Origin of the sequence: Streptomyces toxytricini, assembly GCF_014649915.1 — a bacterium.
In the GTDB taxonomy this organism is placed as follows: domain Bacteria; phylum Actinomycetota; class Actinomycetes; order Streptomycetales; family Streptomycetaceae; genus Streptomyces; species Streptomyces toxytricini.
On record NZ_BMTY01000009.1, the window covers coordinates 73,677 to 96,889 of the forward strand.

Sequence of the window (23,213 nt, forward strand, 5' to 3'; positions counted from 1 at the left end):
CAGGGGTGATCCGCCATGGGCCGACGCCACCGGGCCGTCCCCGCCGTCGCCGCCGCCTCCCTGCTGCTCGCCGCGCTGTGCGCGGGCCAGGCCCCCGCCGCGGCGCTGCCCGGGCGCGTGGACATCGACCCCGCCACCGCGGAGCGCCTCGACGAGGCGATCACCGAGACGATGCGCAAGGCCGGCATCCCCGGCGTCTCCGTCGGCGTGTGGACGGACGGCGGCGGATCGTACGAGCGGGCCTTCGGCACCGCCGACACCGCGACCGGCACCCCGATGAAGACCGACCTGCACACCCGCATCGGCAGCGTCACCAAGACCTTCACCGTCACCGCCGTCCTCCGGCTCGTCGACGACGGCAAGGTCGCCCTGGACGACCCGATCGGCAGGTACGTCGACGGCGTCCCCGGCGGCGACCGCATCACCGTCCGACAGCTCGCCGACATGCGCAGCGGCCTCTACAACTACACCGAGGACCCCGGCTTCCTGGCCGCCATGCAGAAGGACCCGAACCGCGCCTGGAGCCCGCAGGAACTCCTCGACACCGCGTTCAAGCACCCCCCGCGGTTCGCGCCCGGCGCCCGCTGGGAGTACAGCAACACCAACACCGTGCTGCTGGGGCTGCTCGTCGAGAAGGTCGGCAGCCTGCCGCTCCGGGACTACGTCCGGGACGAGGTCCTGGAGCCGGCGGGGCTGGACGGCACCGCCCTCCCGGTCGGCGCCGAGATCCCGGACCCGTACGTGCACGGATACACGGACTTCGCCCCCGGCGGGAAGACCACCGACGCGAGCGGCTGGAACCCGAGTTGGGCGTGGGCGGCCGGGGCCATGACGTCCACCCTGGAGGACCTGCGCACCTGGGCCCCCGTCATGGCCTCCGGCCGCCTGCCCGACGGCGGCCGGCTCCTGGAGCCGGGCACCCAGGCCCAGCGGGTGCGGATGCTGCCCACGGGACACCAGGGCGTCCGGTACGTGCTGGGCATCGCCGAGTTCGACGGATGGATCGGCCACAACGGCGAACTGCCCGGCTACGAGACCATCGCCGTCCGGCTCCCGCAGGAGCGCACCACCTTCGTCGTCGTCGTCAACTCCGACATCGACAAGAAGGAGGGCAGCCTGAGCAGCCTCATCGGCAACGCCGTGACCAGGATCGTCACGCCCGAGAACGTCTGGGAACTGCCGGCGGAGGCACAGCCCAAGGGGCCGGCCGGGCCTTCCGAGACACCCGCCACGGGCAGGCCGGAGACCGGGAGCGCCACCCCCGGCACCGGCACCGCGCCGTCCCCGGCCGGGAGCTGACGGCGCGGCCGCCCGCGCGGCGCGCCGCCCGTGCGGGCCGGTTCCGGTCCGGCTCCCGTCAGAGCGCGTCGGGCGCCTCGACCCCGCAGTACGCCGCGAACGCCGCCAGCACCTCGTCCTCCGCGATGAGGCCGTCCCCGTCCGTGTCGAGGCCCGCCGCCACCGCGCCGGCGAGCTCCGCCGGCGTGCCGAGCACGCGCAGCACGCGCGCCGCCGCCTCCGGCGTCGTCCCCGCTCCGTCCGCGCCGGCCACGGCGAGCACCGCGTGGAGGAACGGGCGGGCGATCTCCGCGAACCGGTGCGGGTTGTCCCGCAGCCGCTTCGCCGCGCCCGTGACGAACTCCTCGCGGGTCACCCGCTGGTCGCCGTCGACGTCGGCGATGCCGGCCATGCCCTGCCAGAAGGCCTCGGCGCCCGCGAAGACGGCCTGGCCCCTGTCCGACCGTGCCGTCGTGCCGAATTCGGCCAGGACCGCCCGGGCGGCCGCGCTGAAGTCCTCGCGGTCGATGTAACCGTTGCCGTCCTGGTCGAAGGCGGCGAATCGGGCGGCGATCTTGCGCTCGTACTCTGCGCTGTCCATATCGGCGTTCCGCCTTCACATGTGCGGTGGGGTGCAGTTCAAGACAAGGCGAGAGCGTAAGCCCTCGATGGCCCGCGCGTTAAGCCGAGGTGCCCCGCAGGTGGCCGCATCGAACCCGCGCACGAGGAGCGCGGCGGGGCGCGCACCCGCGGCCGCGTGTGCCGCCGCCCGGCGCGCCCCCGCCGCCGTACCCCGAGGGCCCGTCAGCCTGCTAGCACGGCTGCGCACTTCCGGGGCGGGTTCCGGCAAAAGATTCGCGCACGGGCCCGTGGCCAGTACATTCGTGGGGTCGACACACGGCTGGGGGCAGCACGATGCCGAAGGACGCACCACCGCGCTGGGACCGCCGCATGCAGCAGCGCCTCGCCCGCGGCGAGGCCGCAGCGCTCGGGGAGCTGTACGACCGGTTCGCGTCCCTCGTGCACGGCCTGGCGCACCGGGTCCTCGGCGACGAGGGCGGCGCCGACCGCGTCACCCGCGAGGTGTTCGGCTACATCTGGCAGCACCCGGACGCCTACGACCCCCGGCAGGGCTCCCTGCGCTCCTGGGTGGCCGGAATCGCCCAGGGCCGGGCCGTGGACCGGCTCCGGCAGGCCGAGCGGGACCGCGGCTCCCGCGAGGAGCTGGAGGAGAAGGTCCGCAGCGCCAACGCCGCCGCCCGCGCCGACTACATCGTCACGTCCATGCCCGCGCCGCTGCGGGCCGCACTGGAGCTCGCGTACTTCCAGCGCCGCGACTACCGGCAGGCCGCCGCGGACCTCCGGATCAGCGAGGACGAGGCCCGGCGCCGGCTTCGCCTGGGCCTGCAGCTGCTGTCGACCGCCAATGCCCTCCCTCCGGAGGACACCGCACCGCCCGGATACGGCCCGCCCGGATATGGAACCCCCCGATGAACGGTCCCGACGACGGACTCGACGGCCCCGGCGGCCCGGGCGGCCCCGGCGGCCGCCGCCCCGGCCCCGAAGAGCAGCAGGTCGGCGGGGCACCCCGGATACCGGACCCGCGCGGCGCTGCCGACGACCTCGACCCCGCGCACGCGCCGCCCCCGCCGGACCTGCCTCCGGTGCCGTCCCCGGCGCCGGACGGCGCACCGCCGACGGCGGCCGGGTCCTCGGCGCGGAGCGGGCGGGCCCCCGAGCCCCGCTCGCACACCGTGCTGAAGTCCCTGCTCGGCGCGTGGGCGCTGGCCGCGTGCTCCGCCGAGGAGACGCAGGCCGTGGAGGACCACCTCACCGAGTGCGCACCCTGCGCGGAGGAGGCGCTGCGGCTGCGCGACGCCGTCGGCCTGCTGCACCGCGAGGAGAGCCTGGACCTCAAGCCGATGCTGCGGTCGCGGGTCCTGGAGGAGTGCCTGGGCAAGCGGCCCGCCCGGATCCCCGTTCCGGCGTGGGCGGTGCCCTACGACACCGAGACCGCGCGGCTCGACGCGCTGCTGCGGGACTTCGGCGACGGCGAGTGGGAGACCCCGGTCCGGCTGAAGTGGTTCGAGGAGGAGCGGCGGCGCACCCGCCGGACGACGGTCGCCGGGGTCATCGGCCACCTCATGACCGTCGACGGGCTCGTCGCGGCGGCCCTCGGGCTCGACGACCCGCTCGGCCCGGACGCGCCGCAGCAGGCCGGGGCGACCGCCCGCACCGAGCACTACTGGAGCTCCGCCGGCCGGCCGCCGGCCCGGCACGTCCGCGAGCCGTGGCGGGAGCAGGGGCACACCCTCCTGCGGACCGTCTCGTTCGCGGGCCGGGAGACGGCCGAGCTGACCGTGGACTACGGGCCGTTCGCCCTGCCGCTGGGCGACGCCTTCCTGGAGCGGGCCTTCGAGTGCTGGGTGCACGCCTGGGACATCGCGGAGGCGGTGGACTACCCGTACGACGCCCCGTCGGGGCCGGACCTGAACCGGATGATCGACCTCGCGGCGAGGCTCCTGCCGAGCGCGCTGGCACACCGGCGGCGGGCGGGCCTCGCCGCCCCGGCGGGCCGGCTCGTCGAGGCGGGCGCACCCGGCCGGACCCTGCGTCTGGAGATCGAGGGCTCGGGCGGCGGCAGCTGGGACATCGCGCTGGACTCCCCGGCGGCGCAGCCGTCGCCGGAGCACACGGTGGCGCGGATCGCGCTCGACGGGGCCGAGTTCTGCCAGCTGGCCGCCGGGCACATCTCCCCGGAGGAGGCGGCCGTCGGGGGCAGGACGGCGACCGCGAGGCGATCCGCGACGTGCTGTTCGCCGCCGCCTCGCTGAGCCGCCTCTGACCGGGGCCGGCCGCGGCTACGCGAAGACGACCGTGCGGCTGCCGTTCAGCAGGACGCGGTGCTCGCTGTGCCACTTCACGGCCCGGGCGAGGGCCTGGCACTCCACGTCGCGGCCGATCGCCACGAGCTGGTCGGGGGTGACCTCGTGGCCGACGCGCTCGACCTCCTGCTCGATGATCGGGCCCTCGTCGAGGTCGGCCGTGACGTAGTGGGCGGTCGCGCCGATCAGCTTCACGCCCCGGGCGTGCGCCTGGTGGTACGGCTTCGCGCCCTTGAAGCTCGGCAGGAAGGAGTGGTGGATGTTGATGATCCGGCCGCTCAGCTCCCGGCACAGGGTGTCCGAGAGGACCTGCATGTAGCGGGCCAGGACGACGAGCTCGACGTTCTCGGCCCGGACGATGTCCAGGAGCTTCTGCTCGGCCGCCGCCTTCGTCTCCTTCGTCACCGGGATGTGGTGGAAGGGGATGTCGTACGAGGCGACGAGCTCGGCGAAGTCGGTGTGGTTCGAGACCACGGCGGCGATCTCCACCGGCAGGGCGCCGATCCGGGTGCGGAACAGCAGGTCGTTCAGGCAGTGCCCGAACTTCGAGACCATCAGGACGATCCGCATCCGCTCGTCGGAGCGGTGGATCTGCCAGTCCATCCGGAAGGAGTCGCCGATCGCGGCGAAGCTGGCCCGCAGCTTCTCCACCGAGACGGGCGGCTCGGCCGAGAAGTGGACCCGCATGAAGAACAGGCCGGTGTCGTGGTCGCCGAACTGGCGGCTGTCCTCGATGTTGCACCCGGTCATGAACAGGTAGCTGGACACGGCGTGCACGATGCCCTGCTTGTCGGGGCAGGACAGGGTCAGTACGTACTGCTGGGGGGCCTGGGTGTGCGGGTCGTCGCTCATGACCCCACAGCTTTTCACACGCCGCGGGTCAGGATCCCCAGCAGTTCCAGCGACCGCGGCGCCGCGTCCGGGTCGTCGCCGTCGGACTGCGCCATCCGTACGTGCGCCTCGCGGGAGGCGCGCACCGCGTCGGGCCAGTCCGGGTGGTCCAGATAGGCGGAGACGGGGGCGTCGGGGCCGACCTGGTGCAGGATGCGGAGCACCCGCAGGACCGCCGCGTCGACGAGGGCCGCCTCGTGGACGTCGCGGAAGATCGTGCCGACGTACTTGTCGGCGGACCAGCTGTCGAGCCAGGTGTCCTCGACGAGCCGGTACACGGCGTCGGTGACGTCCCCGTATCCCTCGACTCCGGCGAGCCAGGTCTCCTTCTGGAAGACCGGGTCGGAGATCATGTGCAGCGCCGAGCGCACGTTGCTGCGCCAGCGCCACCACGGCATGTCGTTCAGGGGCATGCCGCCCATGGTGGAGGAGCGGCCGCCGCGTTTGGAAGTGTTCTTCGAACCTTGGGCGAATGTCACGCTTTCGATCGTACGTTCCCCTCCGGTGCGATCTTGAAGCACCTGCGGGGCGGGCCGCGGGGCGGGCCGCCCCCGGGCTTTCACCCGGCCGTCACCCTCCGTTGCGCCCGTCTCACTCCCGCGTTCCCCGCGGGCCGGAATGGTGCATGGACATGACCGATCGGCGACGCGCGACCCCCTTCCCCCGCACCGTGCTCGCATCGGCGCTGGCCACATGCCTGGCCGCCGGATGCGGGGTCCTCCCGACGGGCTCCGGGCCCGCCGGGGACACCATCACCGTCATGACCTTCGCCCCGCAGGACACCGCCGCCACCAACATGCCCGGCATGGTCGGCATGGCCAAGGCGTACGAGCGCTGGACCAACGCCAGGGGCGGCATCAACGGCCGCCGGCTGCGCGTGGTCACCTGCAACGAGAAGAACACCCCGGCCGGCGCCGCGGACTGCGCCCACAAGGCCGTCGCGGAGAACGCGGTCGCCGTCGTCGGCTCCTACAGCCAGCACGGGCGCGCGTTCATGGCCCCCCTCGAATCCGAGGGCATCCCCTTCATCGGCGGCTACGGCGTCACCTCCGAGGAGTTCCAGAGCCCGCTGTCCTTCCCCGTCAACGGCGGCCAGCCCGTCCTCCTCGCGGGCGCCGGCCACCAGCTCGGCCGGGTCTGCGGACAGGTGTCCCTGGTGCGGCCCGACACCCTCGCAGGCGACTCCATGCCGGTCCTCCTCGACGCCGGCCTGAAGGCCGACACCGGCGGCCGGGCCGGCGCCGCCGAGGACATCCGGGCCGCCGAGGACACCGCGGACTTCGTCCCGCAGGCCCGCCAGGCCATGGCAGGCGCGGCGGCCAAGGACCCCACCGGCAAGGAGCGCGGCTGCGTCACCGCCGTGCTCGGCCAGCGCACCGAGACCTTCTTCGACGCCTTCCGCCGCGCCGGCGACCCTCGCCGCAGCCCGCAGATCGCCTCCGTGCTCGGCAGCGTCAGCCAGGCCCTGATCGACCGCACCGGCGGCCGCGACAGCCCCTTCGAGGGGGCCCTGGTCACCGGCTGGTACCCCGTGTCGACGGACCCGCTGTGGGAGCCGATGCGCCGGGTGGCCGCCGAGCACGCCTTCGGCGACCACGCCGTCGACCCCGATGACAGCGGCACGCAGACCGCCTGGATCGCGTACACCGTGCTGAACGAGGTCCTGAAGCGGCTCGGGCCCGGCGAGGAGGTCACCGGGCGGAGGGTGGCCCGCGAACTGAAGCAGGCGGAGCCCGTACGCACCGGGGGCCTCACGCCCGAGCTGAGCTGGCGGCGCGAGGACATGCGCGCCATCGCCGGCTACCCCCGCATGGTGAACGGGCAGGTCACCTTCCAGGTGGTCCGCTCCGGGCGGCTCGTCGCCCAGCCCGGCGAGCAGGCACGGGACATGACCGCCGCCCTGGAGCGGGCCCCGGGCCCGGCCTGACGCCCGCCGGGCGCCCGGGGACGGGCGTCACAGTTGCGACTTGTCGCGCTTCGGGAGGTTGTACTTGGTCGCGATCGGGTTCCACAGGGCCGCCGCCGACTCCTTCGCGCGGGTGGCCTCCCCGCTCGACTTGTTGCCGTCGGCGGCGTCGTCCGTGTTCCGGGCGTGGCCGTCCTTGCAGCCCTTCTTCTTGTCGTCGGCGACGTCCTCCGCCCAGGCCGCATAGCTGTTGTCGGCGTCCGCCGACGCCTTCCACGCCTTCGTGAGGGACGCCGACAGCCGCTGGTGGTTCGGCAGCTTGTCCAGCCGGAGCTCCTGGAGGCGCGTGACGAGTTCCTCGCGCTGGCGGGCGGCGCTGCGCAGGTCGTCGGCGGCCGTGCCGAGGTTGCGGCAGCCCTTGATGTCGTCGACCGCCTTGATGACCGAGTCCCGGCTGTCCGCGCTGTCGGCGAGCACCTTGTCCAGCTGGACCGCCTGCGACCGGGCCGGGTCCACCGGCGCCTCGGCGGCCGCCGCGGCCGAACCCGTGGGGGACGGCGCCGCAGCGGCCGCGGCCGGGTCGTTGTTCTGCGCCTTGGGGTCGCTCAGCATCGCTCCTACGCCCAGCCCGACCACCGCGAGGCCGATCACCACGGCCGCGATCACGGCGGGCTGCACCCGCCGCCCGGGCTCCGGCGGGGGCGGGGGCGGCGCGGCGAAGCCGGGCTGGGGCCGGGGCTGCCGGGCGTACTGCTGCTGCGGGTGCGGCTGCGGCACCGGGCGCTGCCCGCGGGGCGGGGGCCGGCGCAGCACCGGCTCCTGGATGGGCGGCATCTGCCGGGTGTGGCCGTCGTCGGCGCCGTCCTGACGGAACAGGGCGTCGAAGTCGCCGGTGACGGGCGGGATGTACTGCGTCGCCGCCTCGTCCGGCCCGGCCCCCGGCCCGGCCGGGACCGGCGGGATGTACTGGGTCGCCGCCTCGTCGTGCGCGGCGGGTCCCGCGGGCGGAACGGAGCCCGGGTCCGCCGGAACCGGCGGGATGTACTGGGTCGCCGCCTCGTCGTGCGCGGCGGGTCCCGCGGGCGGAACGGAGCCCGGGTCCGCCGGGACCGGCGGGATGTACTGGGTGACCGCCTCCGGCAGCGGCGGGTACCCGTACCCGTGCGGCTGCCCCGGGCCCTCGTACCCGGGCCCGAGGACGTGTCCGGCCGGCGCCGCCTCCACCCCCGGGAAGCCCTGGCCCTGCGAGCCCTGCTGCGGGTGGGCCCGGTCCTGCATGCCTTGGGCCGGGAAGCCCGGGCCCTGCACGGCCCGGCCCTGATCAGCCGGGCCCGGGAAGCCCTGGTCCGGAAGGCCCTGGCCCGGGAAGCCCTGGCCCTGCGAGCCCTGATCCTGAAGGTTCTGGCCCGGGAAGCCCTGGCCTGGAAAGGCCTGCCCCTGGACACCCTGGTCCGGGACGCCCTGGTCCTGCGGGGCATGGCCCTGGAGGCCCTGGTCCGGGGCGGGCGGGAAGCCGGCGGCCGGGTCCTGCGGGTAGGCCTCGGCAGCAGGGGCCGCCGGGTAGGACTGCGGGTGGCCGGGGGGCGCGGCGGGCCGGTCCGGGTACGCCGGGTCCGGGTTCCACTGCGCACCGGCCTGCGGGGCCCCCTGCTGGCCGCTGCCCTGTCCGCTCTCCGTCACCCGGGACTCCTTCGCCGACTGCTCCGTCACTTGCGAAACCGGCGACTCACGCTACCCGGACCCCGCCCGCCCCGTCAGGCCCACCCCGAACACGTTTCCGGTCACAGGCGGACATACCGCCCGCCATCCGCCGGACAGGCCCTACGCCACCGCCTCCAGCCTCGCGGCGAACTCCCGCGCCGCCGCCTCCTCCCGGTACGGCTCCAGCCGCGCCCGGAAGTCGTCGAGGTACTCGGCGCCCCGGCTGGAGCGCAGCCCGGACAGCAGCTCCGCCGCCCTTCCCGCGGTCTGGCAGGCCTGCTCCACCTCCCGCTGCTGCACCTGCGCGGCCGCGAGCAGCAGCAGGCCGATCGCCCGCCGGCGCTCCTTGCCGGCGGGCAGCGCGGCCAGCGCCTCCCGGGCCTGCCGGGCCGCCTGCTCCGGCTGCCCGAGGTCGCGGTGGCAGTGGGCCAGCTCGTCCGCCAGGTAGGCCCCGTCGAAGTGCCGGATCCACACCGGGTCGTCCCCCGACTCCGGCTCGGCCCGCTCCAGGGCGCCGACCGCCCGCGAGGCCAGGACCGCCGTCGCCCGGGCGTCGCCCATCAGCGCGTGCCCGCGCGCCTCCGCCGCGTAGAACATCGCCTCGGCCCGCGGCGTGACCTGGCCGCGCGTGCCCTCCTGGGCGGCCCGCGCCAGCTGGGCGATCTCCCTCGGGTTGCCGAGCTCGGCCGCCAGGTGGCTCATGGACGCCGCGAGCACGTACCCGCCGTACGCGCGGTCGCCCGCGGCCTGCGCCAGCCGCAGCGCCTGGATGTAGTACCGCTGCGCCAGCCCCGGCTGCCCGGTGTCCACCGCCATGTACCCGGCGAGTTCGGTGAGCCGGGCCACCGCCGCGAACAGCGCCCGCCCGACCGGCTCCCGGTACGAGCCGCCGATCAGCCCGGACACCACCGAGTTGAGGTAGTGCACCACGACGGGGCGGACGTGCCCGCTGCCGAAGCGGTGGTCGAGGTCCTTCAGCGCGTCGGTCGTCGCCCGGACCGCCTCCACGTCCGACATGCCGACGCGCGAGCCGCCGTTGCGGGCCACCTGCGCGTCCGCCCCGGTGATCAGCCAGTCCCGGCTCGGCTCGACGAGCGCCGACGCGGCGACGCTCGACCCGGACAGGAAGTCCCGCCGCCCGACGTCGCTCCGCCACAACTCGCTGACCTGCTCGATCGCCCCGACCACGGTCGGGGAGAACTGCAGGCCGATCCCGGAGGCGAGGTTCTTGCCGTTGGCCATGCCGATCTCGTCGATCGTCACGGTCCGGCCCAGTTTTCGGCCGAGCGCCTCCGCGATGATGCCGGGCGCCCGGCCCCGTGGCTGCTGGCCCCGCAGCCAGCGCGCCACCGACGTCTTGTCGTAGCGGAGGTCGAGGCCGTGTTCGGCCCCGCACATGTTGACGCGCCGGGCGAGCCCGGCGTTCGAGCACCCGGCTTCCTGGATGAGCGCCTGTAGCCGTTCGTTCGGCTGACGGGCGACGAGAGGCCTGGCTGCCATGAAAACCCCCAGAGGCCGCGGGTGATCGTTGGAAAGATCACTTCCCGCCTGATGTGTGGAGAATCATCCGCTTAGCGTCGTGTCGCTACCCAAGCGCGGCGCCCCGGCCTCCCACGCGCCCCCGCCCGTGCTCCAATGCGCCCCGCATGCAGGATCGATGCAGCGTGCCCGGGCCGGCCCGGCCCCGTAACCCCGCGTCGGGGCGCCAGTTGTGAAGGGCGTGGAAGAGACCATCGGAGTCACGGAGACCGCACCCATCCCCCAGCAGCGCGGAGAGCAGCTGCTGGACCATGCCGTGCGGTACACGGAAGAACGGCACTGGGACGTCTTCGCCGGCACCTGGCTGGAGCACGCGGAGGGCCGCGAGCTGTGCTCCTGCGGCGCCGCGGACTGCGCGGCTCCCGGCGCGCACGCCGCGGTGAAGGACTGGGCGGCGGTCGCCACGGGCAGCGCGGTGCAGGTGCGGCGGGTGTGGGGCAAGCGCCCCGACGCGTCGATCCTGCTGCCGACGGGCCGCACGTTCGACGCACTGGACGTCCCCGACACCGCCGGCTTCCTCGCCCTCGCCCGGCTGGAGCGCATGCAGCGCACCCTCGGCCCGGTGACGCTCACCCCCGACCACCGGATGCTCTTCTTCGTACTGCCGGGCGCCGCGGCGAAGGTCCCGGACATGGTCCGCCGGTTCGGCTGGTCCCCCTCCGCGATCGACCTGAAGGTGCGCGGCGAGGGCGAGTACGTGGCCGCCCCGCCGACCCGCGTCGGCGGCCGGGGCGCCGTCCAGTGGGCTCGGCGGCCCACGCCCGCGAACCGGTGGCTGCCCGACACCGACGAGCTGATCGACGCGCTCGCGTACGCGTGCGGGCGCGAGGCCGCCGCGGAACGGGCCCGGCGCAGCGCCTGACGCGCGGCGCCGACCACCCGCCGCCGCGCCTCCCGCGGGCACAAGTGCAGGTGGGCGGGGGTGTGTTCCGCTGGGGAAAGACATGACATTCGTAACTGCTGCGCCTCTTCGGGCCGCCCTATCGTCGTGGGTGTAGGACCACGGGGACATGGACGAGAGGCGGGCGCATGCCGAACCAGGGTGATGCGACGGGCGGGGCGGTCGGAGCGGGCGGCGCGCCCGGGGCGCCGTACGGCGAGCGGGCGGCGGTCCGCGTCGAGGGGCTGTGGAAGCGCTTCGGCGAGCAGGTGGCGGTCGCGGGCATCGACCTGGAGCTGCCCGCGGGCAGGTTCATCGGCCTGGTCGGCCCGAACGGCGCGGGGAAGACGACGACGCTGTCCATGGTGACGGGCCTGCTCCGGCCGGACATGGGGCGCGTCCTCGTCGCCGGCCACGACGTGTGGGCGGACCCGGTCGCGGTGAAGTCCCGGATCGGCGTCCTGCCGGAGGGCCTGCGCATGTTCGAGCGGCTGTCGGGCCGCGAACTGCTCGGCTACATGGGCCGGCTGCGCGGCATGCCGGGCGACGAGACCGACAAGCGGGCCACGCAGCTGCTGGACGTCCTGGACCTGGCGGGCTCGCAGCACAAGCTGGTCGTCGACTACTCGACGGGCATGCGGAAGAAGATCGGGCTGGCGGCGGCGCTGCTGCACAACCCCGAAGTGCTGTTCCTGGACGAGCCGTTCGAGGGCGTCGACCCGGTGTCGGCGCAGACCATCCGCGGGGTGCTGGAACGTTACACCGCCTCCGGTGCCACGGTCGTCTTCTCCTCCCACGTGATGGAGCTGGTCGAGTCACTGTGCGACTGGGTCGCCGTCATGGCGGGCGGCCGGATCCGCGCCGCGGGCCCCCTGGCCCACGTACGGGGCGAAGCGCCCACGCTGCAGGCGGCCTTCCTGGAGCTCGTCGGCGCGGGCGGCCGCACCGCCGGCGACGCGCTGGACTGGCTGGGCGGGCAGGCCGCCCGATGAACACCGCAGCCCCCGCCCCCGCCTCCCCGTCCGCGCCGCTCCCGCCGGCCCCGGCTGCGTCCGGCGCGCACGCGCCCGACCCGGCCGCGGTGTTCGTCCGCATCAAGCTGTCGCTGCTGCGCAACGGCCTGAAGGGCTCCTCCAAGCGGAAGGCCGCCTACTTCACGTCGCTGGGCTTCGCCCTGCTGGTGGGCCTCGCCCTCACCCTCGGCCTGTCCGCGCTGCGCGGCCACGCCCACGGCGGGACCCTCGTGGTCCTGTTGGCGGCGGTCCTCGCGCTCGGCTGGGCGTTCATGCCGCTGTTCTTCCCCGCCGGGGACGAGACGCTCGACCCCAGCCGGCTGGTGATGCTGCCGCTGCGGCCGCGGCCGCTCGTGCGCGCCCTGCTGGTCTCCTCGCTGATCGGGATCGGCCCCCTGTTCACGGTGTGCGTGGCCGTCGGCTCGGTCGTCGCCGTCGCCCACGGCGCTGCGGGCATCGTCGCCGCCGTGGTGGCCGTGCCTCTGCTGCTGCTCGGCTGCGTGACGCTGGCGCGCGCCGTCGCCACGGCGAACGTACGGCTGCTGACCAGCCGCAAGGGCCGCGACCTGGCCCTGCTCAGCGGCCTCGTCGTCGCGGTGGGCGCCCAGCTCGCGAACTTCGCCAGCCAGCGGCTGATGGAGACGGGCGGCCTCGCCCAGCTGCAACCCGCCGGCGCGGTGGTGCGCTGGCTGCCGCCCGCCACCGCCATCGGCATGGTCGACTCGGCGAGCCGCGGCGCGTACGGTACGGCCGCCGCCCAGCTGGCGCTGACCCTGGCCGGGCTGGCGCTGCTGGTGTGGCTGTGGGAGCGGAGCCTGACCCGGGTGATGGTGACGCCGGACGGCTCGACGGTCGCCGCGCAGGCCTCCTCCGAGCGCGGATCCGCGGGCGGCGGCCTGTGGGCGCTGCTGCCGGGCGGCCGGACCGGCGCGACCATGCAGCGCACGCTGCGGTACGTGGTCCGCGACCCGAAGACGAAGGCCGCGTGGGTGTCGTCCCTGGCGCTCGGCCTGATCATCCCGGTGTTCAACGCCCTCCAGGGGGACGGCTCCATCTACCTGGTGTGCTTCGGCACGGGCATGCTCGGCCTGCAGATGTACAACCAGTTCGGCCAGGACACCTCGGCGTTCTGGATGGTCGCGCAGACGATCTCGACGACCCGCGACGCGTACGAGGAGCTGCGGGCCCGCGCCTACGCGCTCGCCCTGATCACGGTGCCGTACACGGTCCTCGTCACGGCGGCCACCGCGGCCGTCGTCCCCGACTGGCAGGCGTTCCCGGCCGGCCTGGGCGTGGCCCTCGCGGTGATGGGCTCGATGATGTGCACGGGTGCGCTGGCCTCGGCCCGGTTCCCGTACTCCATCCCCTCGGACGGGGCGTTCAAGAGCGTCGTCCCGGGTCAGGCGGGCCTGGCCTGGGCGGGCATGGCCGGCGGCCTGCTGGCGTCGCTGGTGCTCTCCGGGCCGGTCATCGGCCTGGCGATCTGGTTCGAGGTGGCGCGGATGGAGTCCGCGTTCTGGCTGCTGCTGCCGCTCGGCGCGGCCTGGGGCACGGCCGCGACCTGGGCGGGCGTACGGCTGGCGGCGCCGCGGGTGGCCCGGCAGCTGCCGGAGATCCTCCAGGCGGTCAGCAAGGGCTGAGCCCGGCCGCGTCGGCCGAGGGGGGGTGCGGGGCCTGCGGGCCCGGCACCCCCCTCCTGTGTTCACGAGCGGTGGGTACTCAGACCGCGGTCACGCGGAGCAGGACTGCGCCGCCGATGATGGAGGCGAAGGACAGCAGCCGGGCGGCGGTGATCCGCTCCTTGAAGAGGACGGCGCCGAGGGCGACGGTCCCGGCGCCGCCGATGCCCGTCCAGATCGTGTAGCCGACGCTGACGTCGAGTTCGCGCAGGGCCAGCGACAGGGTGTAGATCCCGCCTGCTGCGGCGAGCAGGGTGAAGACGGACGGCCACAGGCGTGTGAAGCCCTTCGTGGCGTTGGTGCCGAGCGCGAAGGCGATCTCGAAGAGGATGGCGACGCCGAGGTGGATCCAGGTCATGACGGTGTGTCCTTGGGGTCGGGCGGCGGGGTCAGGCGGTGGGCGCGGAGGGAGCGGCGGCGGCCCTCTTGGATGCGCGGTGGTCGCCGATGCGCAGGCCGAGCGCGCCGCCGATGATCAGGACGAACGCGAGGGCCTTCCAGACCGTCATGGGCTCGCCGTAGACGACGGTGCCGAGGACGACCGTGCCGACGCCGCCGATGCCGGACCAGACGGTGTACCCGACGCCGACGTCGATGGTTTTGAGGGCCTGCGAGAGCGTGTAGATGCCGGCGGAGGCGGCCGCGACGGTGAGCAGCGAGGGCCAGAGCCGCGTGAAGCCGTCGGTGGCCTCGGTGCCGAGCGCGAAGGTGATCTCGAAGAGCGACGAGAAGAGCAGCCAGGCCCACCCTCGCGAGGAGGAAGAAGACGACGACACAGGAACCCCCGAAGACGGTTAGTTGCATGTACGTGCATGGAAATTTCGACCGCGATGGCCCACATCGGCGAGCTGGCGGCACGTCAGAAGCTTGCACAGTCATGTAACTTGTTGTCAACGCCGACCAAACCCGCCGGAGGTGCCCCGTGACCGCCAGCCCGCCCGCGCCGCCGCCCGCCGACACCGCCTCCGACCAGGCGCTGTGGAGTCGGGTCCTGGCCGTGCACGCCCAGGTGGAGCGCAGCCTCGCGCAGGCGCTCCAACGCCGCCACGGGATCGGCCTGTCGGAGTACCGCGCCCTGGAGGACCTGGCCCGCGCGGACGGCGGCGAGCTGCGGATGCAGGAGCTGGCGGACCGGATCGGCCTGGGGCAGAGCTCGGTGACCCGCCTGGTGGCCCGCCTGGAGGCGGCCGGCTTCGCCTACAAGGGCCACTGCCCGGACGACAAGCGCGGCGTGTACGCGGTGGTCACCGACGCGGGCCGCGAGCGCCACGCCGCGGCCCGCGCCACGTACGCGGAAGTCCTGGGCACGGCCCTGAACACGGTCGCCGCCGACCCCCGCCTGACCAGCACGGTCCAGGCCCTGCGCACTTCGGGCTGACGCCGGCCCGGTTCAGCCGCGGACAGGGGCCAGGGTCTGCAGGAAGGGTTCCAGGGCCGTGTGGCAGGCGGTGGGGTGGGTGTGGTGGAGGTAGTGGCCGGCGTCGGGGACTTCCGCGTAGTGGCCCGACGGGAGGACGCGGACCATTTCCTGGGCTTCCGCGCGGCCCAGTTCGCCGTCGAGGGCGCGGACGACCAGCGTCGGGCAGGTGACCTGGGCCAGTTCGTCCCAGTGGGCGTCGTGGACCCAGGTCTCACGGGCCGTCAGCATCTGGCGGCGGGAGAAGACCGGGCGCCAGCCGTCGGGGGTTTCGTGCATGACGTCCGCGAAGAAGGCGCCGCGGCCCGGGTCGGGGTGTTCCACGCGCGGGTCGTCCTCGCCGAACCAGCGGCGGGCGGCGTCCTGGGTGGGGAAGGGGAGGGGCCAGCGGCTGAACCAGTCCTCCCAGTCGCGCTGGGAGGCCTCGCCGAGGGCCGAGGCGCGCATGTCGAGGATGACCAGGCCCGCGACCAGGTCGGGGCGGCGGGCGGCCAGCTGCCAGGCGGTGAGGGCGCCCATCGAGTGGCCGATGACGGTGACGGGGGCGAGGCCGAGCTGTTCGATCACGGCTTCGGCGTCCGCGACGAAGGCCTCGCGGCCGAGGGACGCGGAGGGATCCGCGCCGGCGGGCGGGCGGTCGCTGTGGCCGTGGCCCCGCTGGTCCAGGGCGATCACGCGGCGGCCCTCGGCGAGCCGGCGGGCGGTGCCGGCCCAGTGGTGGGCGCGGCCCATCAGGCCGTGGAGTAACAGGAGGCGGGGAGCCGCGGCATCGGCGGCCGGACCGAACTCCCAGGCGGCCAGGCGCACGCCGTCGGCCCCCGTCACATCGATGCGCTGTACCACCGCAGATGCACCCCCTTCGTCCACGGCAGACTATCGAACCTGCATTCGAAAACGGCTTTGCGCCGCCCAACACCGCTCTTTCGAGTGACCTTGCTCAAGGATTGGCCGCCGCTGCCGAAGGAGATCCTTTGAGCAGGGAGGCGGGCCGCTCGGGGAAGACGGTCCGAAGGGGACGACCTCGAGAGCTCGGGGCTCCGGGTCGACAAGGGGAGGAAGGGTCCCGGCGCCGCAAGGCGCCGGGACCCCCTGACACCGCCGCGCCGCCGCGGCCGCCGCCGCAGCGGCGGCCGCGGTCAGCGCTTCGCGACGAAGACGTGCGAGGCGATCTCGTCCTCCAGCTCGGCGGCCTCGCCGCCGCTGCCGACGAGCACGCCGCCGGGCGACTCCGTCACGCTCACCACCGAGCCGGGCTGCACGCCCGCCCGCCGCAGCGTGTACATCAGCTGGGCGTCCGTCTGGATCGGCTCGCCGATGCGGCGGACGACCACCGTCTTGCCCTCCGTGCCCGGCTCCAGCTCGGAGAGGGCGACCATGCCGTCCTCCAGGAACGGGTCGGCCTCGGCCTTCTCGCCCAGCTCCTCCAGACCCGGGATCGGGTTCCCGTACGGCGATTCGGTCGGGTGCCGCAGCAGCTCCAGCACGCGCCGCTCCACCGCCTCGCTCATCACGTGCTCCCAGCGGCAGGCCTCGGCGTGCACCTGCTCCCACTCCAGGCCGATGACGTCCACGAGGAGGCACTCCGCGAGCCGGTGCTTGCGCATCACGCGCGTCGCGAGGCGCCGCCCCTCCTCCGTCAGCTCCAGGTGGCGGTCGCTCGCCACCGCCACGAGGCCGTCGCGCTCCATCCGCGCCACGGTCTGGCTGACCGTCGGGCCACTCTGGTCGAGCCGCTCCGCGATCCGGGCGCGCATGGGGACGACGCCTTCCTCTTCCAGCTCGAGGATGGTGCGGAGGTACATCTCCGTGGTGTCGATCAGTCCGGACATTCGTGCCCCTCGGATTATCGTGCGCTGGCCCTGACCCCAATTCTGACGCATCGCGCGGACAACCGTCCCGCGCCTGCCGCGGAGTCCCCAGGCCTCCGCGAGCCGCTCTCGACCTCCGGACGCCCCCCGCGCCCGTATTGACAGCACGTTGGTCCAGACCGCACGGTGAGCGGCGGACACGGACGCACCCCATCCCCGGAAGGGCTCCACCGCGATGAGCGAAAGCAAGCCGGCCGACCGCTTCTTCGACGCCGCGATCACCCTGCTCCAGCGGGTGCAGCGCGAGGAGGGCGGGCGGATCGCCGACGCCGGTGCGGCCGTCGCCGACGCCGTCGCCGCAGGGAACCGGCTCTTCGCCTTCGGCGCCGGGCACTCCTCGCTGCCCGCGCAGGACGTCGTCTACCGGGCGGGCGGGCTCGCCCTGATGAACTTCCTCGCCGTCCCCGGCACCGCCGGCGTCGACGTCATGCCCGCCACGCTCGGCAGCGCCCTGGAGCGGGTCGGCGGGCTCGCCGGCGCCGTCCTCGACAGCAGTCCCGCCACCGCCGGGGACGTCCTCTTCGTCATCTCCCTCTCCGGGCGCAACGCCCTGCCCGTCGAGATGGCCGTCAACGCGCGCGCCCTCGGCCTGAAGGTCATCGGGGTCACCTCGGTCGCGTACACGACCGGGACGAAGTCGCGGCACTCCTCGGGCACCTTCCTGCGGGACCACTGCGACATCGTCCTCGACAGCAAGATCGACGTCGGTGACGCCGAGCTCACCCTCGACGGCATCGACGCCCCCTTCGCCCCCGCCTCCACCGTCGTCACCAGCGCGATCATGCAGGCCGTGATGGCCGCCGCCGCGGGCGAGCTCGCCGCGCGGGGCATCGAGCCGCCGCTGCTGCGCTCCGGCAACGTCGACGGCGGCCACGAGTGGAACGGCCGCGTCATGCGGGAGTACGGCGACCGGATCTTCTACCGGCACTGACCGGGGCCCGCACCCGCCCCCGAGCCGGCCCCCGCCGCCGCCCCGCACCCCTACGGCCGCTCCGGCGCGGCGTGCGCCAGGTCCAGGTCGGCCGCCACCCGGCCCGCCACCTCCTCCGCATACGCCGCGTCCGCGCGGTCGAACGCGGGCCGCGACACCGACCGCAGGTACGTCAGCGCCCCCAGCGTCCGGCCCCGGCTGCGCAGGACCGTGCACAGGGCGTGCGCCGCGCCCTCGGGCCACAGCCGCGCCCGTGCCCAGTCGTCGGCGGCCTCCCCGCGGGTGGTGCTCGCCCGGACCGAGCCGATCCGGTCCAGCGCCTGGAGCACCGGGTGCCCCGGCTCGTAGGGCACCGGCCGCGCCCCCTGCCCGGCCGGCGCCGGCGGCGCGGTGATCGTCCGGACCAGCCGCGGCGGCTTCCCCGGGCCGGCGGACGACTCGAGTACGTCCAGCAGGGCGTGGTCCGCGAACCCGGCGAGCGCGAAGTCCAGGCGCACCCCGGCCGCCTCGGCCGGGTCCTCGCACTCGGCGGCCGCCCGGCCCGCCCGGTGCAGCTGGGCGGTGCGGAACCGCAGCCGGGAGGTGTCCAGCGCGTCCTGCCGGTCCTCGGTGACGTCCTGGAACAGCCACCCCACGCCGAGCGGTACGGGCTCCTCCGCCAGCGGCGAGCCCAGCCGTACGAACCCGCACCGCCAGCAGCAGCGCCGCTCGCCCTCCGGGGTGCGCACCGACACCCACATCTCGGCGGGGCCCGGCGGGGCGCCCTCGGCGAGGACGTGCTGGAGGGCCGCCTCCAGCTCCTCGGCGCCCTGCGCCAGCAGGTCGCCCAGCGGGCGGCCGAGCAGGTCGGTGCGCCCTGACCCGAAGGCGCGGGCGGCGCGCGCGTTGACCACGGCGGGCCGCAGGTCCACGTCGACGAGGACCACGGCCCAGGAGGCGTCGTCCATCAGTGCGTCGCTGAGCGCGATGGACCGCTCCAGGTCGATCTGGGCGTGCACCTCGGTGAAGGCGCAGTACACGCCCGCGGGCCTGCCGTCGGCACCGGGGACGCCCGCGGACTGCGTGCGCACCAGGACCCGCCCGCCGTCCTTGGTCTGCAGTGCGAACTCGTGGACCTGCCGGCCGGGCACGTCCTGGGCGGCCATGAGCCGGTCCTCGACGTCCTGGGCGTCCGCGGGCCGGGCCGCCCAGCCGGAGAAGCCCTTGCGGCCCACCGCCTCCGCCGCGGTCCAGCCCAGGATCCGCTCGGCCTCGCGGTTCCAGTGGGTGACCACGCCGTCGGCGTCGAACGCGCACAGGGCCGCGTCCATCCCGTCGAGCAGCGCGGCGAGCAGGTCGTGGGTGGGTTGTCGTCCGGAAGCACTCACCTTCCACCCCCGCAGGTGTTTCGCGTGTGCGGCACGTCAGATCATTGAACTGGAACGTGACGCAGCCCACACCGCATTCCCCGAATCGTCCCGAAAAAAATGGGTTGAGACCCCGGCGCGAGCGTCCTAATGTCTGCGGTACACGAGAAGGGAGGTGGTTCCGGAAATGTACGACTACCGGACGCGTGAGGTGACTGCGGGCTAGGGCCCGTCGTCGCAACGCACCCAGTGCGGTGCCCGGCGGAAGACGCCCGGCGCCAATCCACAGCAGTCACCCGACCCGCGGGCTCGCCGGCACGTCCGGCCGGCTCCTCTCACTGCAGGAGAGGAACGGAGCCCGCGGGTCGCCTGCGTTTCCGCAGGCCCTCGACCCCACGGCCCCGGCTCCCTACGGGCACAGGCGCTCGATGCGCCAGCCCGCCCCCTCGCGGACGTAGTGCAGCCGGTCGTGGAGCCGGTTCTCGTGGCCCTGCCAGAACTCCACCTCGTCGGCCGCGACGCGGATCCCGCCCCACTCCGTCGGCACGGGGACCTGCTCGCCCTCCGGATAGCGCGCCGCGAGCTCCGCGTACCGGCGGTCCAGCTCGGCACGCGAGGAAATCACCCGCGACTGCTCGCTCGCCCAGGCGCCCAGCTGCGAGCCGTGCGGCCGCGAGCGGAAGTAGGCCGCCGTCTCGTCCCGGCCCACCCGGGTCGCCGTGCCGGTGACGATGACCTGCCGGGCGATCGGGTGCCAGGGGAAGAGCAGCGAGACCTGCGGGTTCGCGTCGATCTCGCGGCCCTTGCGGGAGCCGTAGTTCGTGTAGAAGACGAAGCCCCGCGCGTCGAACTGCTTCAGCAGCACCGTCCGCGAGCTGGGCCGGCCCGCTGCGTCGGCCGTCGAGACGACCATCGCGTTCGGCTCGAACAGGTGCGAGTCGGCTGCCTGCCGGAACCACAGGGCGAACTGCCGCATGGGGTCCTCGTCGAGGCCGTCCTCCAGGACGATCTCGGAGCGGTACTGCTTGCGCATGGCGGAGGGATCAAGGTCCATGTCGGTCACGCGTGCCATCCTGCCGCAAGGGTGCTCCTGCGAGTGTGCCGTATGTCACGCTTCCGCCCGGGATCCGGAGCCGCCAAAATCTTGGGGCCGGTCGCCAGGCCCCCCGCGGGTGGCCGCCGGCGCCACCGGGCATCAACGGGGATGACCGCGCCGGACCCGCGAGGCACGCCGGCAACCGCGTGTGTCCGCACTATCTGAGGAGCCGCCTGATGTCCGACTTCGTACCCGGGCTCGAGGGAGTCGTCGCGTTCGAAACGGAGATCGCCGAACCCGACAAGGAAGGCGGAGCCCTCCGCTACCGGGGTGTCGACATCGAGGACCTGGTGGGCCACGTCTCCTTCGGGAACGTGTGGGGCCTGCTGGTCGACGGGGCGTTCAACCCGGGCCTGCCGCCCGCCGAGCCCTTCCCGATCCCCGTCCACTCCGGCGACATCCGCGTCGACGTGCAGTCCGCGCTGGCCATGCTCGCCCCCGTCTGGGGCCTGAAACCGCTCCTCGACATCGACGAGCGGACCGCCCGCGACGACCTGGCCCGCGCCGCCGTCATGGCCCTGTCGTACGTCGCCCAGTCCGCGCGCGGGCAGGGCCTGCCGATGGTTCCCCAGCGGGAGATCGACAAGGCGGAGTCCGTCGTCGAGCGGTTCATGATCCGCTGGCGGGGCGAGCCGGACCCGCGTCACGTCAAGGCCGTCGACGCCTACTGGACCTCCGCCGCCGAGCACGGCATGAACGCCTCCACCTTCACCGCCCGCGTCATCGCCTCCACCGGCGCGGACGTCGCGGCCGCCCTGTCGGGTGCCGTCGGCGCCATGTCGGGGCCGCTGCACGGCGGCGCGCCCTCCCGCGTCCTCGGCATGATCGAGGAGATCGAGCGCACCGGCGACGCCGTCGCGTACGTGAAGAAGGCCCTCGACAAGGGCGAGCGGCTGATGGGCTTCGGCCACCGCGTCTACCGCGCCGAGGACCCGCGCGCCCGCGTCCTGCGGCGCACCGCCAAGGAGCTGGACGCCCCCCGCTACGAGGTGGCCGCCGCGCTGGAGAAGGCCGCCCTGGAGGAGCTGCACGCCCGCCGCCCCGACCGGGTGCTCGCCACCAACGTGGAGTTCTGGGCGGCGATCATGCTGGACTTCGCGGAGGTCCCGGCGCACATGTTCACCTCCATGTTCACCTGCGCCCGCACCGCGGGCTGGTCCGCGCACATCCTGGAGCAGAAGCGCACCGGCCGCCTGGTCCGCCCGTCCGCCCGCTACACCGGCCCGGGCAAGCGCAACCCGCAGGACATCGAGGGCTACGCGGACATCGCCAGGACGGCCTGACCGCGGCCCCGCCCGGGGCGGCGGGCGGCGGCCGGTGCCGCCCGCCCGTCAGCCCAGGGCGGCGTCCAGGATGCGGGTCCACTGGGCGACCACCCGGGCGCGGCGGGCCGCGTCGTCCGTGAGGACGTTCGCCAGGCCCAGCCCGCGGGCCATGTCGAGGAAGCCCTGTACGGTCTCCCGTACGCCCGGCACCGACTCGTCCGCGCCCAGCAGCTGGACGGCCATCCGGTGCGTCTCCCGGCCCAGGCGCGCCTCCAGCTCGGCGACGCGGGGCCGCAGCTGCTCCTCGTGGGAGGCGGCGACCCACAGCTGGAGGGCGGCCCGGAACATCGGCCCGGTGTAGAGGTCGACCAGCGCCTCGACGACGGCGGCGCGGCCCGCGGGGCCGCCGCCCGCGGCCTCGGCGCGCCGCCGCTCGCGCAGCAGGGCGGCCGAGCGCTCCTCCGCCATGAACTCGACGGCCGCGGTGAAGAGGTCCTCGCGGGTGCGGAAGTGGTGCTGGGCGGCGCCGCGGGAGACTCCGGCCCGTTCGGCGACGACGGCGACGGTGGAGCCGGCCCAGCCGTGTTCGGCGAGGCAGGTGATGGCCGCGTCGAGGAGGTGGCGGCGGGTGACGCGGCTGCGGGCCTGCTTGGGCGCGTTCCCGGGCCGGTCCTCGCCCGAGAAGCCCTCCGCCGCCGGTGCGGTGGGCGCGGCCGGGGTGCCGGTCACAGCGCCCACGCCGGGTCGCGGCGCTCCATGCGGGCGGTGATGCCCTCGCGGGCCTCGGCGGAGCCGAAGTGGCGGGCCGACAGCTCGGCGAGGGCCTTGCCGTCGGCGGCCAGGGCCGCCCGTACGGGGGCGGTGAGGAGCCGCTTGGTCGCGGCGAGGGCCTCCGGGCCGGCCTTGCGGAAGCCGTCCAGGACCGGGGCCAGGGCCTCGTCGACGTCCTCGCCGTGCAGGGTGAGCAGGCCGATGCGGGCCGCTTCGGCGGCGTCGAAGGCCTCGCCGGTCAGCAGGTAGCGGGCCGCGGCGCGCGGTTCCAGGCGGGGCAGCAGGGGCGCCGAGATGACCGCGGGGACGATGCCGAGGCGGGTCTCGGTGAAGGCGTACGTGGACTGCGGCCCGGCCGCGGCGACGTCGCAGACGCCGAGCAGGCCGAGGCCGCCCGCGCGGACGTGCCCGGTGACGCGGGCGGCGACGGGCCGGGGCAGTTCGGCGATCTCGCGGAGCAGGGCGAGGAAGTCGGCGGGGTCGCAGGGGTTCCCCAGGTCGGCTCCGGCGCAGAACGTGCCGCCGGTGTGGGTGAGGACGACGGCGCGGACGGCCGGGTCGGCGGCGGCCGCGGCGAGCGCCGCGCGCATCCCGGCGACGAGGGGCGCCGAGAGGGCGTTGCGGTTGGCCGGGGAGTCGAGGGACAGGGTGGTGATGCCGTGCGCGTGCGCGGCGGTGACGAGGGCGTCGTCCTCCATGGCGCTCCTTTCCGTGCGGGTCCGGTTCCGGCCGGGCCGGGCGGCGGCC

At 74.6% G+C, this 23,213-nt stretch carries 22 protein-coding genes and 1 pseudogene; 10 read left to right on the top strand and 13 right to left on the bottom strand.

Features of this window, described 5'->3' with window-relative positions:
* Window positions 1–15 precede the first annotated feature (15 nt).
* On the top strand, window positions 16–1,299 hold the full coding sequence (locus tag IE170_RS13180) for a serine hydrolase domain-containing protein (RefSeq protein WP_189809540.1): 1,284 nt from the start codon (window positions 16–18) through the stop codon (window positions 1,297–1,299).
* Window positions 1,300–1,357: 58 nt separating this feature from the next.
* Here IE170_RS13180 and IE170_RS13185 read toward each other — a convergent pair whose 3' ends face one another.
* Window positions 1,358–1,879: an EF-hand domain-containing protein gene (locus IE170_RS13185; protein WP_189809541.1), complete on the bottom strand. Its 522-nt coding sequence runs from the start codon at window positions 1,877–1,879 to the stop codon at window positions 1,358–1,360.
* 314 nt (window positions 1,880–2,193) lie between these two features.
* Here IE170_RS13185 and IE170_RS13190 point away from each other — a divergent pair, with 314 nt between their 5' ends.
* Together IE170_RS13190 and IE170_RS13195 are read left to right on the top strand one after the other, a co-directional pair.
* Window positions 2,194–2,772, top strand: a complete 579-nt coding sequence (locus IE170_RS13190; protein WP_189809542.1) for a sigma-70 family RNA polymerase sigma factor — start codon at window positions 2,194–2,196, stop codon at window positions 2,770–2,772.
* Window positions 2,769–4,123, top strand: a pseudogene (locus IE170_RS13195) (maleylpyruvate isomerase N-terminal domain-containing protein). The gene IE170_RS13190 and the pseudogene IE170_RS13195 overlap by 4 nt, the downstream one beginning before the upstream one ends.
* 16 nt (window positions 4,124–4,139) lie before the next feature.
* On the opposite strand, the gene purU reads toward IE170_RS13195, so the two are convergent.
* Both purU and IE170_RS13205 read right to left on the bottom strand, forming a co-directional pair.
* Window positions 4,140–5,015 (bottom strand): formyltetrahydrofolate deformylase, encoded by an 876-nt coding sequence (gene purU, locus IE170_RS13200; protein ID WP_189809543.1) that lies wholly within the window; start codon window positions 5,013–5,015, stop codon window positions 4,140–4,142.
* Between the two features lie 14 nt (window positions 5,016–5,029).
* Window positions 5,030–5,476, bottom strand: a complete 447-nt coding sequence (locus IE170_RS13205) for an SCO4402 family protein (RefSeq protein WP_189809689.1) — start codon at window positions 5,474–5,476, stop codon at window positions 5,030–5,032.
* A gap of 209 nt (window positions 5,477–5,685) precedes the next feature.
* Between IE170_RS13205 and IE170_RS13210 the strand changes: the two genes are divergently transcribed.
* Complete coding sequence (locus IE170_RS13210) at window positions 5,686–6,981, top strand: ABC transporter substrate-binding protein (RefSeq protein ID WP_189809544.1); 1,296 nt, start codon at window positions 5,686–5,688, stop codon at window positions 6,979–6,981.
* A gap of 27 nt (window positions 6,982–7,008) precedes the next feature.
* Here IE170_RS13210 and IE170_RS13215 read toward each other — a convergent pair whose 3' ends face one another.
* Together IE170_RS13215 and IE170_RS13220 are read right to left on the bottom strand one after the other, a co-directional pair.
* Window positions 7,009–8,640, bottom strand: coding sequence for a hypothetical protein (locus tag IE170_RS13215; protein ID WP_229884714.1), 1,632 nt, complete (start codon window positions 8,638–8,640; stop codon window positions 7,009–7,011).
* 141 nt (window positions 8,641–8,781) lie between these two features.
* On the bottom strand, window positions 8,782–10,161 hold the full coding sequence (locus IE170_RS13220; protein ID WP_189809545.1) for an NsdA family TPR-like regulatory protein: 1,380 nt from the start codon (window positions 10,159–10,161) through the stop codon (window positions 8,782–8,784).
* 220 nt (window positions 10,162–10,381) lie between these two features.
* Between IE170_RS13220 and IE170_RS13225 the strand changes: the two genes are divergently transcribed.
* From IE170_RS13225 to IE170_RS13235, 3 genes are all read left to right on the top strand, one after another.
* Window positions 10,382–11,062, top strand: a complete 681-nt coding sequence (locus tag IE170_RS13225) for a bifunctional DNA primase/polymerase (RefSeq protein ID WP_189809546.1) — start codon at window positions 10,382–10,384, stop codon at window positions 11,060–11,062.
* A gap of 167 nt (window positions 11,063–11,229) precedes the next feature.
* Entirely contained in the window at window positions 11,230–12,072 is an 843-nt protein-coding gene (locus IE170_RS13230; protein ID WP_189809547.1) for an ABC transporter ATP-binding protein, read from the top strand.
* A complete protein-coding gene (locus tag IE170_RS13235; protein ID WP_223856234.1) occupies window positions 12,069–13,733 on the top strand; it encodes a transporter in 1,665 nt (554 codons plus the stop codon). Before IE170_RS13230 ends, IE170_RS13235 begins: the two co-directional genes overlap by 4 nt.
* Window positions 13,734–13,812: 79 nt before the next feature.
* Here IE170_RS13235 and IE170_RS13240 read toward each other — a convergent pair whose 3' ends face one another.
* Both IE170_RS13240 and IE170_RS13245 read right to left on the bottom strand, forming a co-directional pair.
* On the bottom strand, window positions 13,813–14,130 hold the full coding sequence (locus IE170_RS13240) for a DMT family transporter (protein ID WP_189809548.1): 318 nt from the start codon (window positions 14,128–14,130) through the stop codon (window positions 13,813–13,815).
* A 31-nt stretch (window positions 14,131–14,161) separates the two neighbouring features.
* Complete coding sequence (locus tag IE170_RS13245) at window positions 14,162–14,548, bottom strand: DMT family transporter (RefSeq protein WP_189809549.1); 387 nt, start codon at window positions 14,546–14,548, stop codon at window positions 14,162–14,164.
* A 146-nt stretch (window positions 14,549–14,694) separates the two neighbouring features.
* Between IE170_RS13245 and IE170_RS13250 the strand changes: the two genes are divergently transcribed.
* A complete protein-coding gene (locus tag IE170_RS13250) occupies window positions 14,695–15,150 on the top strand; it encodes a MarR family winged helix-turn-helix transcriptional regulator (protein WP_189809550.1) in 456 nt (151 codons plus the stop codon).
* Window positions 15,151–15,162: 12 nt separating this feature from the next.
* Here the strand turns inward: IE170_RS13250 and IE170_RS13255 are convergent, their stop codons facing one another.
* Complete coding sequence (locus IE170_RS13255) at window positions 15,163–16,032, bottom strand: alpha/beta fold hydrolase (RefSeq protein WP_189809551.1); 870 nt, start codon at window positions 16,030–16,032, stop codon at window positions 15,163–15,165.
* A gap of 293 nt (window positions 16,033–16,325) precedes the next feature.
* Window positions 16,326–17,018, bottom strand: a complete 693-nt coding sequence (locus tag IE170_RS13260) for an iron-dependent transcriptional repressor DtxR (RefSeq protein ID WP_114058005.1) — start codon at window positions 17,016–17,018, stop codon at window positions 16,326–16,328.
* Window positions 17,019–17,232: 214 nt separating this feature from the next.
* On the opposite strand from IE170_RS13260, the gene IE170_RS13265 reads away from it, so the two are divergent.
* Window positions 17,233–17,988, top strand: coding sequence for an SIS domain-containing protein (locus tag IE170_RS13265; RefSeq protein WP_125543734.1), 756 nt, complete (start codon window positions 17,233–17,235; stop codon window positions 17,986–17,988).
* Between the two features lie 50 nt (window positions 17,989–18,038).
* On the opposite strand, the gene IE170_RS13270 is transcribed toward IE170_RS13265, so the two are convergent.
* Together IE170_RS13270 and pdxH are read right to left on the bottom strand one after the other, a co-directional pair.
* Window positions 18,039–19,355 carry a PAS domain-containing protein gene (locus IE170_RS13270; protein ID WP_189809552.1) on the bottom strand — a complete coding sequence of 439 codons (1,317 nt, stop codon included), beginning with the start codon at window positions 19,353–19,355 and terminating at the stop codon, window positions 18,039–18,041.
* A 388-nt stretch (window positions 19,356–19,743) separates the two neighbouring features.
* Window positions 19,744–20,406, bottom strand: coding sequence for a pyridoxamine 5'-phosphate oxidase (gene pdxH / locus IE170_RS13275; RefSeq protein ID WP_189809553.1), 663 nt, complete (start codon window positions 20,404–20,406; stop codon window positions 19,744–19,746).
* 200 nt (window positions 20,407–20,606) lie between these two features.
* On the opposite strand from pdxH, the gene IE170_RS13280 reads away from it, so the two are divergent.
* Window positions 20,607–21,713 (top strand): citrate synthase 2, encoded by a 1,107-nt coding sequence (locus IE170_RS13280; protein WP_189809554.1) that lies wholly within the window; start codon window positions 20,607–20,609, stop codon window positions 21,711–21,713.
* Window positions 21,714–21,761: 48 nt separating this feature from the next.
* Here the strand turns inward: IE170_RS13280 and IE170_RS13285 are convergent, their stop codons facing one another.
* Window positions 21,762–22,433 carry a TetR/AcrR family transcriptional regulator gene (locus IE170_RS13285; protein WP_373298983.1) on the bottom strand — a complete coding sequence of 224 codons (672 nt, stop codon included), beginning with the start codon at window positions 22,431–22,433 and terminating at the stop codon, window positions 21,762–21,764.
* Window positions 22,421–23,164: an enoyl-CoA hydratase family protein gene (locus IE170_RS13290; RefSeq protein ID WP_189809555.1), complete on the bottom strand. Its 744-nt coding sequence runs from the start codon at window positions 23,162–23,164 to the stop codon at window positions 22,421–22,423. The genes IE170_RS13285 and IE170_RS13290 overlap by 13 nt, the downstream gene beginning before the upstream one ends.
* Between the last annotated feature and the right edge of the window lie 49 nt (window positions 23,165–23,213).